The sequence below is a fragment of the Clostridium sp. LIBA-8841 genome (genome assembly GCF_057782475.1).
The window spans coordinates 450,665-469,523 of record NZ_CM173488.1; the positions used below are offsets into that span (position 1 = coordinate 450,665).

The following is an 18,859-nucleotide window of genomic DNA, read 5'->3' on the forward strand; positions in this document are numbered from 1 at the left end:
AAAATTATATAATTTAAAGTCTCTATTTTAAATTAATAAACAATTAAATAGAGTTAGAAAGGGAATGGAGTGATTTTTATGAAGATTATGGTTTGTATCAAACAAGTTCCTGGTACTTCAAAGGTTGAAGTTGATGAAAAAACAGGAGTTTTAAAGAGAGATGGAGTAGATTCTAAAATGAATCCATATGATTTATATGCCTTGGAGACTGCGCTAAGGATAAAGGAGAAAAAAGGTGGAGATATAAAAGTTATAAGTATGGGACCACCACAAGCTAAGGCTGTAATAAAAGAGGCCTATTCCATGGGGGCTGATGAAGGAACTTTAGTTTCAGATAGAAAATTTGCTGGTGCCGATGTATTAGCAACTTCATATACATTATCTCAAGGAGTTAAAAAATGTGGAGACTTCGATATTATTCTTTGTGGTAAGCAAACCACTGATGGGGATACAGCACAGGTTGGTCCTGAAATGGCTGAATATTTAGGGATTCCTCATGTAGCTAATGTTAGAAGGATTTTAGATGTTAATGATGATTTTATTAAAGTTGAAATGGATATGCCTAATACAATAGAAGTTTTAGAAGTTAAATATCCTTGTCTTTTAACTGTGGATAAAGATATTTTTCAACCTAGATTACCTTCCTATAAAAAGAAAGTTGAAACCAATGAAAGAGAAATAAATGTAATATCTTTAAGTGATTTTGAAGATAAAGATGAGAAAAAATATGGATTAAATGGATCACCAACTCAGGTTGAGAGAATATTTCCACCAAGCAATAATGATAAACATGAAATTTGGATAGGTGATTCATCAGAGCTTAGTGAAAAGATGGAAGATAAATTAAGAGAGCTTAAGTTTATTTAGGAGGTAAGAATCATGGGAAGATTAGTAGTTCATCAAGATAAAATAGATGATGTAAATAGTGTAATAAAAATATGTCCTTTTGGAGCTATGGAAATAGTAGATGGTAAAGTTGAAATAAATGCAAGTTGTAGAATGTGTAAAGTTTGTGTTAGAAAAGGACCTAAAGGAGCTTTTGAGTTCGTAGAAGATGAGGACAAGGTTTTAGTAAACAAAGATGAATGGAATGGTATAGCAGTTTATGTTGATCATGTTAATGGAGAAATTCATCCAGTAACTTTAGAACTTATAGGAAAAGCTAGAGAACTTGCAGATAAGGTTAATCAAAAAGTATATTGTTTATTCATGGGGAATGGAATAAAAGACAAGGCTGGAGAGCTTTTACATTATGGAGTAGATGAAGTTATTGTATATGATTATAAAGAACTTGAAAACTTTAGAATAGAGCCATATACAGCTGTTTTTTATGACTTTATAAACAAGATTAAACCATGTTCAATATTAGTTGGTGCAACAACATTAGGTAGATCACTAGCTCCAAGAGTTGCAGCAAGATGTAGAACAGGTCTTACAGCAGACTGTACTATATTAGATATAAAAGAGAATACAGATTTAGTTCAAATAAGACCTGCCTTTGGTGGTAATATTATGGCACAAATAGTAACTCCAAATTCAAGACCTCAAATGGCAACAGTTAGATATAAGGTTATGTCTGCTCCAGAAAGAAATGAAGAATGTACTGGAGAGATTAAATACTTTGAAATAGAAAAAGATAAGTTAGAATCAAATATAGAGGTTAAAGAAATCAAACAAAAGGCTAAAGAACATAGCATATCAGATGCTGAGGTAATAGTTGTGGCAGGTAGAGGAGTTAAATCAGAAAAAGATTTAGAAATGATAAAGGAACTTGCTGATTTAGTAGGAGGAGAGCTTGCAGTTACAAGACCACTTATAGAATCAGGATGGGCTGATGCAAATAAACAAGTTGGGTTAAGTGGAAGAACAGTAAGACCAAAACTTATAATAACTTGTGGCGTTTCTGGAGCTATTCAATTTGTAGCAGGAATGAATAACTCAGATCATATATTTGCAATAAATAAAGATGAAAAAGCACCTATATTTAAGGTTGCTCACTATGGAATAGTTGGAGACATTTATGAGGTTGTTCCTAAGCTTATTGAGAAGATAAAAGGGGAAGGAGTGCTTTAATATGAACTACAATAAAATAAATAACAAGGGTATTGAATTTATAAAAGCAATAATAAATGATGATGAGAGAGTTTTTCTTGGAGAAGAAATAAATGAAGATTATTCCCATGATGAATTAGGTTCTGAAAGACATATGCCGGATATTGTTGTTAAGGCAATGGATAGAGATGAGATTGTAGCTATAATGAAGTATGCCAATGAAAATAATATTCCTGTAACAGTAAGAGGATCAGGTACAGGCCTTGTTGGAGCTGCAGTACCAATATTCGGAGGAATCCTTTTAGATTTAAGTGGAATGAATAAGATATTAGAATTAGATGAAAATAACTTAACTCTTACAGTTGAACCAGGAGTTCTTCTTATGGAAATAGCTAAGTTTGTTGAGGAGCATGACTTCTTCTATCCACCTGATCCAGGAGAAAAAACAGCAACTATAGGTGGTAATGTTAGCACAAATGCAGGAGGAATGAGAGCCGTTAAATACGGAGTAACAAGAGACTATGTAAGAGGTATGGAAGTTGTCCTTCCAAACGGAGAGGTTTTAGAACTAGGTGGAAAGGTTGTTAAAAATAGCTCAGGATATAGTTTGAAAGATTTAATGGTTGGTTCAGAAGGAACTTTAGGAATAATAACTAAGATAATTTTAAAACTTTTACCACTACCTAAAAAAGTAATAAGTTTATTAGTTCCATTTAAGAACTTAGAAAGTGCAATAGAAACAGTTCCTAAAATAATAAAATCAAAGAATGTACCTACAGCTATAGAGTTTATGCAAAGAGAGGTAATAATATCAGCAGAGGAATTCTTAGGGAAGAAATTTCCTGATAGCTCAGCAGATGCTTATTTAATATTAAGCTTTGATGGAAACTCTAAAGAAGAGGTTGAGGGTTACTATGAAAAAGTGGCTGATATATGTTTAAAAGAAGGAGCCTTAGATGTATTTATATCAGATACAGAGGAAAGACAGGAATCAATATGGTCAGCTAGAGGAGCTTTCTTAGAGGCTATAAAAGCTTCAACAAGTGAAATGGATGAGGTAGACGTTGTTGTACCAAGAAATAAGGTAGCCGAGTTTGTAAAATTCACTCATGAAGTAGAAAAAGACCTTAATATAAGAATAAGAAGTTTTGGACATGCCGGAGATGGAAACTTACACATTTATATATTAAGAGATGAATTATCAGAAGAAGAATGGAAGAAAAAGCTTAGTGAAGCTATGGAAATACTTTATAGAAAACAAAGAGAACTTAATGGACAAGTTTCAGGAGAACATGGTATAGGATTAGCTAAAAAACTATATTTAGATGAATCATTAAATAAAGCTACAATTGATATTATGAGAGGAATAAAATTGGCCTTTGATCCTAATAACATTTTAAACCCAGGTAAGGTTTGTGAGTAATAAAGATTATAATTAGCAATAAAAGACTCTGTTTTAGGTGAATGTTGATTTTTAGCTAGCCCTTCAGACCTAGCTTAATTTAGCAAAGTATTACTATCAACTGCTTCAGAATAATAGCTAAAGCTTTTAAACTCGCTACGCTCAAACAGAAAAAGCTTCTTAACGCTATTATTCTTACGCATATAATGCAATACTAACTGCTCATTAAGATGGTCTTACAGTTCTATCTAAAAATCAACACTAGTTTAAAACGAAGCCTTATAAAAAAATAAAGAGCCATAAATAGGCTCTTATTTTTTATGATGTCATTCCGATATACATACCTACGAAGTATGGGATAAGCCATATGAACCAAACTACTAAACTGAATTTGTGGAATATAGCTTTTGCTTTTTCACTACCTTTGTTTAGAACAATTGTTGCCCAAACAGCATGTATAAGCATTAAAATAATAGCAAGCATACCTGTTGATTGATGTATTAAAAGGTCTGTTGTAGTAATGCTAGTGTCAGTTCCGGATGCAACGATTCTACTCATTGTATATGTACCAAGAGTATCACATACTAAACCACACCAGAAGATTATTACATGTTTTTTCTTTAAGATACCTGCTCTGTGTTCACTCCAAACACCGATTGTGTAAAATATTAATGCTAATGTTATAAATATAATAGCGGGAATTAATAATTTAGGCATAAAAAAACCTTCTTTCTTAAATTAGAATAAAATTTTATAGCCTGTCCTTAAATTGAAGTTTTCATATATTAAAAAAAATCTTATATTATTGGTTTGTTTTAATATATGAAAATTACTAACTTTGATTGTGGACTAGGTTCATATTAATAATAACATATTTACAGAAAATTAATAGATATAACGAGAAAAATTATTAACAATTTGTTTAAAAATATTATTTTTTATTGTTTTATAGTTAGTTTATAAAGTTTAATTTGACTTATATTTAAAGAAATTGTCTTTTTAAAGAAGTTTAAGAAGAAAATGTAATTTATCTTATTTCCAAAAGAGTCGGGTCAATATGAGTATTGTATTAAATTTAAAAAGAACGATTTTACAGGGGATGAAATAGTAGAACTAGCCAGAAAAACTAAATTTAATGTTAGTTATGTTAAATGTAATAAAAAAGAAAAAAAGCTTGAGAATAAGCTGTGGAAATTAGAATAAGAATAATCCTGTTAAGTAGACTTAATAAAGTATTTTTAATAATGTCTATTTAACAGGATGAGTTTTACATTTTTTATAATTCTTTTAGTTTATTCTCTTTTTAATGTTTCTTGTAATGAGATTTTATTGATTTTTCTCTTAGCACTAAATGTTCCTAAATAGAAGATTATTAGAACTATTACAAAACCTAAAATGGCTTGTAGTAGACTAAGTTTCACAGGAAGTATCATGCCAAATTCAGAGGCTAGATATTTCATTCCAAAGTTCATGCTTACTATGGTTAATGGTAGTCCTATTAGGTAAGCAATTATTGTATATATCTTATAACTATCTAGAATCATTGAGTTAACCTCTTTTTTATTATATCCCATAACTTTTAGTAGAGAGATACTATAAGTATTATCTTCAATAGTTAGTGAAGTTAGGACAAACATTATTATTACTGCTATAAATACAGCACTTGCTATCATTGAGTATATTGAAACTCTAACAAAGCCTTGCATTGATTTACTTTGTTCAAGTATTATGTTTTTATTTACAACACTTACATAATCATTACTATTTAACTTTTCTTTTGAGAAAACTCCATTATAAAGATCGGAATTTTTTTCATCACTTATTAATTCACTAAGTTCTTTTCTAGAAATATAAAGCTTATCTCCAATATATTCATCAGTTTCTCCAACTATTTTTAAAGAATCTTCTTTATTTCTGATTTGAACTTTTATTGTATCTCCAACCTTTATTCCATTTTTAAGAGCAAAGCTACTAGTCATTACAATACCATCATCTAAATCCTTAGTAATATCCTTATTATCTTTATCATAAAGCTTATGAAGTTTATTATCTTCAGATAATCCAATTAAGGTTATCATTTCATCTTTATACAAAGCACTTGGATACTGTAGGAATTTTTCTTCTCCAGCACTAAGTTTAGGAAGTTCCTTAGTATTATCTATAAAGCCTTCATAATTATAACCAACTCTTTCATAATACTTAGTTCCAAGATTATTAAATACGCTACTCATCATTAAAGCCATAACTATTAAGATAGTTGAGAATAGCACTCCAAAGAAGAATACTAAGAATTTAGCTGTATTCTTAAAGATAAAAGAGTATTTAAATTTAGTTTTACCTTTAGCATTCTTAAGTATTTTATTTGTAAGTTTATTTAAGAACGAAACCTTGTTTGTTTCAGAGTTTCTAAGTAAATCTAATGCCTTTTTAGAAAGCATTTTTATTATTAATATTGAAGAAAGTCCTATGAAGAAGATTAATGGAACAATAATAGCTGTAAGAGCTACTACAAAATTACCTCTTATAGGAACTGATGGTAATAGGTAAAACATTAGGTACATGTTTTTTAGTGGTTCAGCAGCTAGCCATCCCCCTATATATCCTAAGATAAGCATAGGTAAAGACATTAATAGAATAAGCACTATGTAGGGCTTAGCTATTTTTTTGTTTTTATATCCTAAGGCCTTAAGAACACCAATCTGTCCTTTTTCTTCTCTTAAAATCTTATAAATAAGAATCGCAACAATTAATATGGCTATGGAGGATATAACTATACTTAATCCCATACTCATAGCTTTACCACCTTTAAGTTCTAGATATATTCCACCGCTTCTCATTTGATTTTGAGTCGATACAATGCTAGTTATGAAATTTAGATTACTTTTATCTTTATAAGTATCAACTATGTCAGTTTTAAACTTACTTTCATTCCATTCTCCTTTAGAAACTCCAGAAAAATGAAAGTTTTCGTCACCTTTTAACTCATCAAAGGCTTTATCTGTCATAATAATAAAGCTTTGAGTTTTATTATCTATAATAAGATCTGTACCTAGTAAAGGTAAGTTATAATCAGGAAGCAGTGAGAAACCAACTATTTTATATTTCTTACCATTTAAGTCTAAATAATCACCTATATTAAGATTATTATTTTTTGCATAGGTCTTATCAATAGTTATTTCATCATCTTTTTCAGCTTTCCTTCCTTCTTCGATATAAGTAAGGTTCATAGTAATTCCATTTTTGAAAACTCTTCCTTTATTTCCTTTTCCATTAAGAGTATAGTCGATGTCTTTGTAATCTCTAAGCTCTAATTCATAGCCATTATAGTCAGAAAGAAATTCTTCTTTTCTATTTTCTATTATTTCATTAAATAGATTTTCATCTAATCTTTTTATATCACTTAAGTAAAAACTCCCACTTAGTTCGGATACAAGGGAAGGATTGTTTTTAAGAAGATATTCCATTTCATTTTGAGTTAGTCCAGTATACATATCAATGGAGAAGTCTTCTAGCTTGCTTTCTTTAAAAAATTCTTCTGTAGGCTTTTTTAATCCATCTATGGCATATGCCATAACTGTATAAATAAATGAACTTATAAAGATAACTAATCCAATAGCTAAGATTTGAGCCCATTTTTTCTTGAAGGTTTTAAACACACTTTTATATAACATAGTATCCTCCTATGACCATTTAAGCTCATTAGCAGTAAGTTTTTCTTTGTTTTTGTATATTTCTTCTATTTTTCCAGAATTCATTCTTATTACTGTGTCAGCCATATTAGCTATACTTGGATTATGAGTTATTATTACAGTAGTTGTTTTTAACTCTTTATTAAGTTTTTGAAGTAAATTTAATACTTGCTTAGCTGTTTCTTCATCTAAGGCACCTGTTGGTTCATCACAAAACATTATGCTAGGGTTCTTAACAACACTTCTTGCTATGGAAACCCTTTGTTGTTGTCCACCTGAAAGTTGAGATGGATATTTATCCTTTGAACTTTCTAAACCAACATGTTTTAGTGTTTCATTAATATCTAATGGATTTTTACTAAGATCAGCACCCATTTGAATATTTTCATAAACAGTTAAATTTTGAAGTAGATTATATTGTTGAAAAATAAAACCTAAATTATCTCTTCTGAATTCAGTAAGTTTATCTTCTTTATATTTACTTATTTCTTCACCATTAAATTTAATACTTCCAGATGTTATATTATCTAATCCACTTATAACATTTAATAAAGTACTTTTTCCACTTCCACTTGGACCGAGAATAACAATAAATTCGCCATCATTTATGGAAAGACTAACACCTCTTAAGGCATGGGTTTCCACATCACCAGTTTTATAGGTTTTAAATACATTTTCTAAAGTAATCATAATTTTTCTAGTGAAATTTAAAAGGATTATTCACTAAATCCTCCTTTCTATATTTGTTTCTATTATATACTTTTAATATGTTATTACTAATAGATGTGCCAAAAATCTTAGTTAAATAAAAGTAGAGAGTACTATATTTAGTCTCTCTACCTTTTCATATCAAATATTTTTATTTAACAATATCATTTAGCAATTTAATAGCATTAAGCTTCTCATTTTCAGAGGCAATAGGATTATTATATTCTATTTTCCACACATAAGCATCTATCAAATGATACATTAATCTATAAATATTCTTCCTAGTTGTTTTATTAGGAGAATCATCTGAAGTCATACCATAACCATTTAAAAAGTCTTCATTTATAATCCAAGGATTTGCGAAGTCAAAGTCTGCATCTCCAAATAAAGCTCTATCTATATCTATAATTGCTGCTACCTTAGGTTTAGAATTATAAGATTCAATCAATATATTGCCTGTCCAGAGATCACAGTGAACAAGGTGTGGTGTTTTAATTTCGTCTAATAAATTAAAGTTTTCCTTTATAATAACTTCAAAAGAGTTTAGTTCTTTCTCAGTGAAAATATTAAATTCTTTAAGTTTACTTTTTACCTTTTGGAACTCATCAAATATGAATTCGCTCCAAGAATCAAAGCCATTATTATTAAAAACATCATAAACTCTTCCAAATTTTTTTGAAGTTATTTGATGTAATTTACTAATATATTTACCAGTTTCATTGTATAAAAAGCTTTCAGTTTCTTTATCAAGTTTTAATTCAGAAAAGGGTTTACTATCTATATATTCTATAATCATGTAATCTCTAGGTATCAATTTTTTACTTACATCACATTTTAAAATTTTTGAACTAGGTATATTATTGGCTTCACAAAGAGAGTAAACATATTCTTCACCTTTCATTAAATTTACTTCAAATGGAAGAAGTAAATCTGTGTTTACTGGACCGACTCTAAGTATAAACTTTTCATTAGTATTTAACAATTTAATACAGTAGGTAGTGTTAAATAGTCCTCCTGTTATTAAATCTGCTTGGAATTTAGTATTAATTCCGAAGTAGTTATCAATTAATATACTTAACTCAGAATTATTTAGTTCCTTAAAAAGTTTTGAATCTTTGTTCATTTATAATCCCTCTCAATATTGAAAATTTAGTTATAGAGAATAACTTTTACTATTAAATTTTACTGGTAAGAAGAATTAAATTATATAGTAGTTAATTCATATTAAGTTGTAATATTTTAGAAAGTAAATAAATACATTAAGAATAGAGTCAAAATTAAAACTTAATAAAATTTAGTATGTATTAGATAAGCAGAGAGAACCATAGTTAAATTAAAAAAAGAATAGTTTTTCTTTATTACAAATTTTACCAAATTAGTTTATAATTAAAGTATATTAAATTTGTAAGTAAGATTAGCAAATTATTTAATTTCACAAGTATTATGTAAACGTTTGTTAAGGTCGATTAAATTAATCATATATAGCTATAGATTTGGTTTAGATAAGAATTATTTCTATTGATATTTATGTTTAAGTCTTTATTAACTTTTAATAGGCTTATTTTAAAAGATTAATTAAATAGGGGGAGATGAAAATGGACCTTATGCTTTTAGTGCCAATATGTTCAATCATAGCACTTCTATTTGCTGCTTACTTAGGAAGAAAAATAATGAAATGTGATGAAGGTGATAGTGATATAAGAGCTGTCGCAGAAAAAATCAAAAGAGGATCAAATGCTTTCTTAATAAGACAGTATAAAGGAGTTTCATTATTCTTTTTAGGAATGTTTGCACTTTTAATGATTTTAAGTTTTATGGGTTACTTATCAATGTTTGTTCCTTTTGCTTTTGTGACTGGTGGATTATTCTCTGGTTTAAGTGGTTATCTTGGAATGAAGACTGCAACCAATGCAAATTCAAGAACAACTACGGCGGCTAAAAAAAGCTTAAATGGAGCTCTTAAAATAGCTTTCTCTAGTGGGGCCATAATGGGTCTAGTAGTTGTTGGCTTAGCTCTTCTTCATTTAGGTGTTTGGTATTATATTTTAGATTGGTATTATGCTGCATTACCTGAGGTTGAAAAGGTTGGTCAAATAACATCTGCTATGCTTACCTTTGGTATGGGAGCTTCATCTATGGCTCTTTTTGCTAGAGTAGGTGGAGGAATATTTACAAAGGCTGCTGACGTAGGAGCTGACTTAGTTGGAAAGGTTGAGGCTGGTATTCCAGAGGATGATCATAGAAACCCAGCTGTTATAGCAGATAACGTTGGAGACAATGTTGGAGATGTAGCTGGTCTTGGAGCAGACCTTTATGAATCCTATGTAGGTTCATTAGTTTCAGCCTGTGCCTTAGCAGTGTCAGCAGGTTTAGGATTAGAGGGAGTAGTGCTTCCTTTAACTATTGCATCAGTGGGAGCAATTGCATGTATAATTGGAACTTTCTTTGTTAAAGCAAAAGAGGATGCAAGTCAAAAATCACTTCTTGGAGCTTTGAGAAGAGGAACATATATAGCAGCAATACTAGTTGCTATTTCAGCTTTCTTCATAGTTAAATTAATACTTGGAGAAAATAATTTAGGAATTTATTTTAGTATTTTATCTGGATTAATTGCTGGAATTTTAATTGGGTACTTTACTGAGTATTATACAAGTGATAATTATAAACCTACTAGAAAATTGGCTGATATGACTAAGACAGGTTCAGCCACAACTATAATAGGTGGATTATCATTAGGAATGATTTCAACAGCGTTTCCTGTAATAATAATTTCAATCTCTATAGTTATTAGTTTCTTAGTTTCTGGTGGATCAAAAGATTTTAGCTTAGGTCTTTATGGAATAGCTATTTCAGCCGTAGGTATGCTTTCTACATTGGGAATAACCTTAGCTACAGATGCTTATGGACCAGTGGCAGACAATGCTGGTGGGATAGCAGAAATGACTGAACAGGACCCAGAGGTTAGAAAGAGAACAGATGCTTTAGATGCATTAGGAAATACTACAGCGGCTACAGGAAAAGGCTTTGCTATAGGCTCAGCTGCTTTAACAGCATTAGCTTTCATAGCAGCATACAAAGATTCTGTAGAAAATATAGTTAAATCACAAGGATTAGATTTTACATTTAATCTTTCTATAATAAATCCACAGGTTTTAATAGGACTATTTTTAGGTGGAATGGTTACCTTTGTATTCTCAGCACTAACTATGGATGCTGTTGGAAGAGCAGCTTCTGAGATAGTTGTTGAGGTTAGAAGGCAGTTTAAAGAAATTAAAGGACTTATGGAAGGAAAGGAAGAAGCTGATTTTGAAAAATGTGTTGATATATGTACAAAATCATCTCAAAGAGAATTAATACCAATAGCTTTGGTAGCTATTTTAACTCCTATAATTACTGGATTATTATTAGGACCTAATGGAGTGGCAGGGCTTTTAGCAGGCTCAACTGTAACTGGATTTGTACTAGCTATAATGATGGCTAATTCAGGAGGAGCTTGGGATAATGCTAAGAAGTATATTGAAAGTGGAGTATTAGGCGGAAAAGGCTCAGACTGCCATAAAGCCGCGGTTGTAGGAGATACTGTAGGAGATCCATTTAAAGATACTACAGGACCATCTATTGATATATTAATAAAATTAATGTCTATGATTTCTATTGTATTTGCATCATTAATACTTGCAATAGGAATACTTTAATTAAGAAGTGAATATAAGATAATAATAGTTTAAAGTCTGCCGCTTTAAACTATTCATTATAAATTTTGGTTGCTATTGTAGATACCTCTATTTTGCCCTAAGGTTTTTTGCTACTCCTTAGGGCTTTTTTTATTGAGATTTTATTAGAGCAATGTTATCTATAAAACAGCCAATAAAAACACCTATGGTATAACATATTAAATCGCTCCAAAGAAAGCCGTGTCCAAGAATTAAGGCACCTAATGTTGTAGCCCTTAGATTATTAATCCACTGAGCTTGATATAGTTGACTAATTTCTATTCCAAAGGAGAAAATAATAGCAATAAGAAAACAAATTTTAGTTTTGGTTTTGGGAAATAAGAATCTAAAACCAAAGTAAACCATAGTTGCCCAAAGTATATCACCTAAATAAGGTGCTATTAAATCAGGTAGGTATGCCATGAATTTTCTAGATAATAGGCCTAAAAGCATGGTCAAAATTGTTAAAATAAAATATTTTAATCTCATAAATTTAATACCTTTCTTCAATAAAAATCAATATATTTATAATAAAAAATATTGTTGAGTAAATTATAACAGACTTTAGAATAATATTTATATATTAACAAATAATAGATAAAATATATAATATATTAACATATAGGTAATATATTGCATGTAATATTGTAATTATTACAAAACAAGATAAAGGAGGTCTTTCTATGGAAAGAGCTGAAAGTAAAATTAGAGCCAAAGAGCTTTTAAATGGAAGATGGGGAAATGCCGTAGGTGCAGTATTTATATTCTTAGTATTGGCAACTTTAGCTAGTGTAATATTATACATTATACCTATATTAGGGTGGATATTAGGAGCAATCTTAGGATATTATTTAAATCTATCATTTAATAAATATTGTATTATGCTTACTAAAACAGATGAAAAGGTTAAATATAATGATTGTTTTGTTAGTGGATCAGTATTAATTAAAGCTGCAGTGGCACAATTTATAGTAGGGTTAATTGTTGTAATAATTCCAATCATAATTTTTGCAATAGGTGGAGTTTCTAAAAGTTCAATAATTGCTATAATTGGAGTGATAATTGAGTTTATAATTTCTATATATTATACATTAACATTCTTTACACTACCATTTATCTTTATAGAAAATGAAGAGATAGGAATAATAGATGGAATAAGAAAGGCAATATATATTTCAAGAGGATTTAAGTGGAAATACTTTGTATTTTTATTAAGCTTCATAGGGTGGATTATATTAGCCTGTATAACTTTAGGGATAGGATGGTTATGGTTAACACCATACATGACTCTATCAACATATTTATTTTACAAGCATATGGTAGGAGAATATCAATAATTTTAAATTATTGATATTTTTGGACTATAAGATATAATCAAAAATAAAAGGTTGTATATAGAGCCGTACTTAACTAAAAATAAATGTTTTGGTTTTGTAAGTAGGTTCTAAGTATAACCTTTTATTTTTTGTATTAATTATTAGTTGATATGAATAGTATATAGAAGTAATTAGATTTATCTGATTAATCAATTTATAGGGGGCGCTATCTATTGACGGATAGAGTAGAATGTAAATTAAAAGCTAAAGAATTATTAAGGGGAAGATGGGGAAATGCAGCAGGTGCATGTTTAGTAGTTACTATTTCATCAATGCTAGTAAGTTTTTTCTTATCTCCAATACCTATATTTGGGTGGATTATAGTTGCAGTAGTATCTTCCTTTTTGAATGGAGCATTCATTAAGTATTGTATTAAGTTAACTGAAACAGATGAGAAAGTAAAATACTTAGATTGTTTTGTGAGTTTTAAAGCTGCAATTAAGATTTTTTTATGTAATATTTTAATTGGAGTGGTTTTAGGCATAGGATTGCTTGTATTAACTATGATTTTTACAACTGCATCTTTTATTAGTGAAAGTGTATTTTTAATGTTTATATTTTTTGTAATATTGCTTACTTTAGGGCTTTTTATAGAAGCCTGTATATTCACAATACCAATTATATTAACAGAAGATGATGAAATAGGAGTTATAGAGGCAATAAATATGAGTTGGGAAGTAACTAAAGATTATAAGTTAAAATACGTTATTATGATTTTAAGTTTTGTTGGATGGGGGATTTTAGCATTACTAACTTTGGGAATAGGTGCTTTTTGGCTACAGCCATATATAATGCTTACAGTATATATTTTTTATAAAGGAATAAGAAATGCTAACATAGCTATTGAATAAAAAAGTTTTCATAAGTTAGTAAAAAAGAGGTGTATAGTACTTTTTATAATATATTTAATTTAAAGACTCTGTTTTATGTGAATGTTTAAAACAGAGTCAATTCAAAAAAATGGGTTGTATCAAAACTTAAACAATAAACCTTATAAATATTATGAAGAGAAAAACTATCAATTCTCGGAATAGGTTTATAAGCTTTATTTTAAGTTGTTTTTGATACAACCCTTTAATATTTAATTTTGTTTAGAAGTAGATTTCTTCTTTTTAAAGAATTTAAGGTATATAACACTAATGATAACAATAGCTAATATTGCTAGTGTTATGAAAGTGTATTTTTCCATAATTGAATTTATAAGAGGTAAATTATCTCCTATAAAGTATCCTAAGCATACTAAGAAAATATTCCAAATACTTATACCTAAAGAAGAGTATAAAATAAAATGCTTTAAACTGAACTTTTCAGCGCCAGCTAATAAAGATACATATGTACGAGTAAGCGGAACAATTCTAGCTAGTAGTACTGCAGGCTTTCCATATTTTTTAAACCATTTATTTAGTGATACCATGCTTTTTTGACTACTTGGAAATTTATGACCTATCCATTCTTGAAGGGGAACACCTCCGTAATAACCAATGGCATAGCATATTAGTGAACCTAGTAAACCTCCTATAATACTGAATATTATGACTCCTATAAGAGAAAATTCTCCTTGAGATGCACTAAGTCCGAAAAAGGTTAAAACAACTTCACTTGGAAGTGGAAAACAAGCATATTCCAATCCTACTATTAATAAGATTCCAAGGTATCCAAAAGAACCAACTATATCAATTAAAAATGTTAATAGAGATCCTAAAAATTCCATGCAAAATCCTCCTGTATATTCTTAATTGGTATTAGTATTATATAAATATAGACCATGCTAATATACCATTAACATGGTCTACAGAAAAAATATAATTATTAAGCTGCTTTGTCTTCAGTGTTTGATTCTTCAGAAGCAGTATTTGTTTTATTTTTATTAAGTTTTTCTCTTATAAATTTAACAGCTTGAATAACTATGAATGTACATAGAGATAAGCCATATATAGTTAATAAGTTGTTAAGTGTAAGTGGAGCAACTTGGAATAATCCTTCAAATGCAGGTACTAAAAGAACTAAGTTTAATAGTACGAATCCTATACCAAAAGCAGCCCATAAATATTTATTAGAGAATAATTCTTTTGATAAAACATGTTTCTTAGACTTACTATTAAATCCATGAACAAGTCTTGATAAACATAAAGTAGCAAATGCCATTGTACTTGCTAATGCAGCTCCACCTTGTTTTAATCCAATATGGAAAGCTGTCATAGTAACAATAGTTATAATTATGCCTTCAAATAAAACATCAGTAACAAAGTCTTTTGTTAAAATAGAAGCATTAGCTTTTCTAGGTTTTTCTTTCATAACATCTTTTTTATGAGGTTCAAGACCTAAAGCGATTGCAGGTAAACTATCAGTTAAAAGGTTTATGAATAGTAAGTGTACAGCTGCAAATGGTACAGGTAATGCTAATAAGGAAGCATATAATACTGATAATATACCAGCAGTATTACCAGATAATAAGAATTTAATCGCATTCTTAATATTTGAATAAATATTTCTACCATTTTCAATAGCTTTTACTATTGTAGCAAAGTTATCATCAGTTAAGACCATTGAAGCAGCATCCTTTGCAACTTCTGAACCTGTAATACCCATGGCAACACCGATATCAGCTTGTTTTAAAGCAGGTGCGTCATTAACACCATCACCAGTCATAGCAACAACATTACCTTTTTCTTGCCATGCTCTAACTATTCTTATTTTATGCTCAGGTGAAACCCTAGCATATACTGAAATGTGTTCTACCATGTTCTTAAGTTCTTCATCACTAACTTTATCTAAAGCAGAACCGTCAATAGCTTCACTTCCGTCAGTTAATATGCCTATTTGTCTAGCTATAGCAGAAGCAGTTATTTTATGGTCACCAGTTATCATTACAGGCTTAATTCCAGCGGATATACAAGCCCTAACAGCCTCAGCAGATTCTTCTCTAGGTGGATCCATCATTGAAATAAGACCTATAAATGTTAAGTCATTTTCATCATCAAGTTTTATATCAGTTCTACTTTCAATATTTCTATAAGCAAAAGATAATACTCTAAGACCAGTTTTTGAGAAGTTTTGGTTAACTTCTTCTATCTTAGCTATATCTTCTTTAGTGATAGGTCTAATTCCTTTTGAAGTTTCAATTTTAGTAGCTCTCTTAAGAAGTACATCAACAGCACCTTTAGTAGCTATAATATTTTCACCATGAATGTTATAAACAACACTCATAAGTTTTCTATCTGAATCAAATGGAATTTCTCCAAGTCTCTTAAATTTATCTCTTTGAACAAGCTCATCCATTCCATATAAGTCACCTAAGTTTACAAGAGCAACCTCTGTAGGATCACCAAGCTCTTTTTCACCATCGGTAATTGCATCATTACAAAGTAAACTCATAAGAAGTAAATCATTATCTATTTTATTTTTTAAATTTAATTCATTTGAATCTACAATTTCGCCATCAACAAAGATTTTTTTAACAGTCATTTTATTTTGAGTTAATGTACCAGTTTTATCTGAACATATAATAGATACACTACCCAATCCTTCAACAGCTTGAAGTTTTCTTATAATAGCATGTTCTTTAGCCATTTTTTGAGTTCCTAAAGAAAGAACTATTGTTACTATAGAACTTAAAGCTTCTGGGATAGCAGCAACTGCTAAAGCAACAGCAAACATGAAGGCATCTATAAGAGCTTCACCTCTGTACATGCTAAGTGCGAATACAATAGCACAGATAACAAGTATTCCCATTGCAAGTTTCTTACCGAAGTTATCTAAGTTGATTTGTAGAGGAGTTTTCTTTTCTTTAGTATCATTTAATAATTGAGCTATTTTACCTATTTCAGTATCCATACCAACAGCAGTAGCTAATACAGTAGCTCTACCATAAGTTACTAAGCTTCCAGAGAAGACCATATTTTTTCTATCACCAATAGGAATGTCTTCACCTCTTATTATTTCAGACATTTTAACAATACTTTCAGATTCACCTGTTAATGAACTTTCGTTAACTTGTAAACTATAGTTTTCAAGAATTCTACCATCAGCTGGAACATAATCTCCAGCTTCAAGGAAGATAATATCTCCAACAACAACGTCTTTAGAATCTATTTCGATTCTTTCACCATTTCTAAGAACCTTAGTAGATGGTGATGATAAAGCTTTTAAACTACTTAAAGATTGTTCAGCTTTAACATGTTGAACTGTTCCAAGAGTAGCGTTTACTATTAACACGAATATGATAACAGCGGCACTTTCAATATCTCCTAGGAACATTGAGATAGCAGCAGCACATAGAAGAATTATTATAAGCATGTCCTTAAATTGATCAAGAAATACTTGGAAAGTAGATTTTTTCTTACCTTCAACTAATTCGTTTTTACCATATTTTTCTCGCATGCTTTGAACTTGAGCGTCATTTAAACCGTCCTTGTTTACGCCAAGATCTTTAAAAAGTTCTTCTTTAGACTTTGAATAGACTTTTTTCATATTATTATCTCCTTCCTTATTTAAAAATTATTGTTTAGGGATAATTACTAACAAATAATATCTATGTATAGAAGTCTAAAAAAAATAAGACTCCTAATATAATCTAAGGAAAAGTATATAAAATACCTTAAATCCCTTAGATTATATTAAAAGTCTTGTAACCAAAATTGGTGTATAATACCAGGTAACTTTTCGTTAACCGCGATGTTGATATTATAACTTGTAACTACTCCCTCTTAACACAATAGATACTAAATATTAGATTTAATATCATATTATATCTCTTTGAGTTGTCTGTCAATAACTTTTTTCTAAATATAAATTTTTTCTGTTAAGTCCAACAAAAATACTTACTAAATATTATGAATATATTTAAATAAATGTGAGTAAAAAATATTATTTTTTTATATAAGTGAAAAATGATGTTTTTTATTAACTAAATATAAAAAATATATTATTTTTTTGAAGGGTTAGAATATAATTTTTTTGACAATTATATAATTTATGATAATATGAAAAATAAAATTAGACTGAAATACGAGGAAGATGTCTATAGGAGGACGAAGTAAATGATGAATTCACATGAAATTGATTTTAAGCTTTATGGAGATGATATGCAGTTTGTTGAAATTGAATTAGATCCAAGAGAGACTGTTGTTGCTGAAGCTGGAGCAATGATGATGATGGATAATAGTATAGAAATGGAAACTATTTTTGGAGATGGAAGTAATAAAGGATCAAGCGGATTTTTTGGTAAATTAGGTGGTGCGGCTAAGAGGGTATTAACGGGTGAAAGTTTGTTTATGACTGCATTTACTAACGTTGGAGTAGGAAAAGAAAAAGTAGCTTTTGCATCCCCGTATCCTGGGAAAATAATTCCTGTAGACTTAAGAAGATATAATGGAAAACTTATATGTCAAAAAGATGCTTTTTTATGTGCTGCTAAAGGTGTAAGTATAGGAATAGATTTTAGAAAGAAATTAGGAACAGGCTTCTTCGGAGGAGAAGGGTTTATACTTCAAAAACTTGAAGGGGATGGAATGGCATTTATTCATGCAGGTGGTACTATTGTTAGAAAACAACTTTTACCAGGACAAAAATTGAAGGTTGATACTGGATGTTTAGTTGCTATGACAAGAGATGTAAATTATGATATTGAATATGTAAAAGGAATCAAAAATGCTGTTTTTGGTGGCGAAGGGATTTTCTTTGCAAGTTTAGTAGGACCAGGTGAAGTTTGGATTCAAAGTTTACCATTTAGTAGACTTGCATCTAAAGTTATTGCATCAGCTCCTCAAGTTCCAGGTTCTCGTGACGTAGGGGAAGGTAGTGTATTAGGAGAGTTTGGTAAATTATTTCAAGACTAAATATTAAATTTCTACAGTATTAAGATGCTTTTAAGATGAAGTTTAATTTATGAATATAAAGCTATTAAAACTTTTTAAGCGA

14 protein-coding genes are annotated in these 18,859 nt (G+C 29.6%); 7 read left to right on the forward strand and 7 right to left on the reverse strand.

The features are described 5' to 3' along the window. Positions 1–78: 78 nt before the first annotated feature. Genes AC2A4K_RS01945 through AC2A4K_RS01955 form a run of 3 tightly spaced genes read left to right on the forward strand, consistent with a single transcriptional unit; the run spans position 79 to position 3,475 of the window. Positions 79–867 carry an electron transfer flavoprotein subunit beta/FixA family protein gene (locus tag AC2A4K_RS01945; protein WP_322504656.1) on the forward strand — a complete coding sequence of 263 codons (789 nt, stop codon included), beginning with the start codon at positions 79–81 and terminating at the stop codon, positions 865–867. Positions 868–879: 12 nt separating this feature from the next. Next, a complete protein-coding gene (locus tag AC2A4K_RS01950; RefSeq protein ID WP_322504655.1) occupies positions 880–2,073 on the forward strand; it encodes an electron transfer flavoprotein subunit alpha/FixB family protein in 1,194 nt (397 codons plus the stop codon). Position 2,074: 1 nt separating this feature from the next. Beyond that, positions 2,075–3,475, forward strand: a complete 1,401-nt coding sequence (locus AC2A4K_RS01955) for an FAD-binding oxidoreductase (protein ID WP_322504654.1) — start codon at positions 2,075–2,077, stop codon at positions 3,473–3,475. Between the two features lie 297 nt (positions 3,476–3,772). Here the strand turns inward: AC2A4K_RS01955 and AC2A4K_RS01960 are convergent, their stop codons facing one another. From AC2A4K_RS01960 to AC2A4K_RS01975, 4 genes are all read right to left on the reverse strand, one after another. Beyond that, a complete protein-coding gene (locus AC2A4K_RS01960; protein WP_322504653.1) occupies positions 3,773–4,171 on the reverse strand; it encodes an HsmA family protein in 399 nt (132 codons plus the stop codon). Between the two features lie 575 nt (positions 4,172–4,746). Beyond that, a complete protein-coding gene (locus tag AC2A4K_RS01965; protein ID WP_322504652.1) occupies positions 4,747–7,125 on the reverse strand; it encodes an ABC transporter permease in 2,379 nt (792 codons plus the stop codon). A gap of 9 nt (positions 7,126–7,134) precedes the next feature. Further along, a complete protein-coding gene (locus AC2A4K_RS01970; protein WP_322504651.1) occupies positions 7,135–7,833 on the reverse strand; it encodes an ABC transporter ATP-binding protein in 699 nt (232 codons plus the stop codon). Positions 7,834–8,002: 169 nt separating this feature from the next. Continuing rightward, complete coding sequence (locus AC2A4K_RS01975) at positions 8,003–8,974, reverse strand: fructosamine kinase family protein (RefSeq protein ID WP_322504650.1); 972 nt, start codon at positions 8,972–8,974, stop codon at positions 8,003–8,005. A 472-nt stretch (positions 8,975–9,446) separates the two neighbouring features. On the opposite strand from AC2A4K_RS01975, the gene AC2A4K_RS01980 reads away from it, so the two are divergent. Further along, positions 9,447–11,546 (forward strand): sodium-translocating pyrophosphatase, encoded by a 2,100-nt coding sequence (locus AC2A4K_RS01980; protein WP_322504649.1) that lies wholly within the window; start codon positions 9,447–9,449, stop codon positions 11,544–11,546. 129 nt (positions 11,547–11,675) lie between these two features. Here the strand turns inward: AC2A4K_RS01980 and AC2A4K_RS01985 are convergent, their stop codons facing one another. Then, positions 11,676–12,053, reverse strand: a complete 378-nt coding sequence (locus tag AC2A4K_RS01985) for a ribosomal maturation YjgA family protein (RefSeq protein ID WP_322504648.1) — start codon at positions 12,051–12,053, stop codon at positions 11,676–11,678. A gap of 194 nt (positions 12,054–12,247) precedes the next feature. Between AC2A4K_RS01985 and AC2A4K_RS01990 the strand changes: the two genes are divergently transcribed. Continuing rightward, complete coding sequence (locus AC2A4K_RS01990) at positions 12,248–12,901, forward strand: DUF975 family protein (RefSeq protein WP_322504647.1); 654 nt, start codon at positions 12,248–12,250, stop codon at positions 12,899–12,901. Between the two features lie 212 nt (positions 12,902–13,113). Next, positions 13,114–13,791 (forward strand): DUF975 family protein, encoded by a 678-nt coding sequence (locus AC2A4K_RS01995; RefSeq protein ID WP_322504646.1) that lies wholly within the window; start codon positions 13,114–13,116, stop codon positions 13,789–13,791. A gap of 230 nt (positions 13,792–14,021) precedes the next feature. Here AC2A4K_RS01995 and AC2A4K_RS02000 read toward each other — a convergent pair whose 3' ends face one another. Both AC2A4K_RS02000 and AC2A4K_RS02005 read right to left on the reverse strand, forming a co-directional pair. Beyond that, positions 14,022–14,651, reverse strand: a complete 630-nt coding sequence (locus AC2A4K_RS02000; protein ID WP_322504645.1) for a DedA family protein — start codon at positions 14,649–14,651, stop codon at positions 14,022–14,024. Positions 14,652–14,749: 98 nt separating this feature from the next. Then, positions 14,750–17,410, reverse strand: a complete 2,661-nt coding sequence (locus AC2A4K_RS02005; RefSeq protein WP_322504644.1) for a calcium-translocating P-type ATPase, PMCA-type — start codon at positions 17,408–17,410, stop codon at positions 14,750–14,752. 569 nt (positions 17,411–17,979) lie between these two features. On the opposite strand from AC2A4K_RS02005, the gene AC2A4K_RS02010 reads away from it, so the two are divergent. Further along, positions 17,980–18,777, forward strand: a complete 798-nt coding sequence (locus AC2A4K_RS02010; RefSeq protein ID WP_322504643.1) for a TIGR00266 family protein — start codon at positions 17,980–17,982, stop codon at positions 18,775–18,777. Positions 18,778–18,859: the final 82 nt, after the last annotated feature.

Excerpts from the sequence above, each read along its gene's own strand:
- AC2A4K_RS01955 (WP_322504654.1), top strand. The coding sequence starts at position 2,075 with ATGAACTACAATAAAATAAATAACAAGGGTATTGAATTTATAAAAGCA.
- AC2A4K_RS02010 (WP_322504643.1), top strand. The coding sequence starts at position 17,980 with ATGATGAATTCACATGAAATTGATTTTAAGCTTTATGGAGATGATATG.
- AC2A4K_RS01985 (WP_322504648.1), bottom strand. The coding sequence starts at position 12,053 with ATGAGATTAAAATATTTTATTTTAACAATTTTGACCATGCTTTTAGGC.
- AC2A4K_RS01950 (WP_322504655.1), top strand. The coding sequence starts at position 880 with ATGGGAAGATTAGTAGTTCATCAAGATAAAATAGATGATGTAAATAGT.
- AC2A4K_RS01975 (WP_322504650.1), bottom strand. The coding sequence starts at position 8,974 with ATGAACAAAGATTCAAAACTTTTTAAGGAACTAAATAATTCTGAGTTA.
- AC2A4K_RS01980 (WP_322504649.1), top strand. The coding sequence starts at position 9,447 with ATGGACCTTATGCTTTTAGTGCCAATATGTTCAATCATAGCACTTCTA.
- AC2A4K_RS02000 (WP_322504645.1), bottom strand. The coding sequence starts at position 14,651 with ATGGAATTTTTAGGATCTCTATTAACATTTTTAATTGATATAGTTGGT.
- AC2A4K_RS02005 (WP_322504644.1), bottom strand. The coding sequence starts at position 17,410 with ATGAAAAAAGTCTATTCAAAGTCTAAAGAAGAACTTTTTAAAGATCTT.
- AC2A4K_RS01945 (WP_322504656.1), top strand. The coding sequence starts at position 79 with ATGAAGATTATGGTTTGTATCAAACAAGTTCCTGGTACTTCAAAGGTT.
- AC2A4K_RS01965 (WP_322504652.1), bottom strand. The coding sequence starts at position 7,125 with ATGTTATATAAAAGTGTGTTTAAAACCTTCAAGAAAAAATGGGCTCAA.
- AC2A4K_RS01960 (WP_322504653.1), bottom strand. The coding sequence starts at position 4,171 with ATGCCTAAATTATTAATTCCCGCTATTATATTTATAACATTAGCATTA.
- AC2A4K_RS01970 (WP_322504651.1), bottom strand. The coding sequence starts at position 7,833 with ATGATTACTTTAGAAAATGTATTTAAAACCTATAAAACTGGTGATGTG.
- AC2A4K_RS01990 (WP_322504647.1), top strand. The coding sequence starts at position 12,248 with ATGGAAAGAGCTGAAAGTAAAATTAGAGCCAAAGAGCTTTTAAATGGA.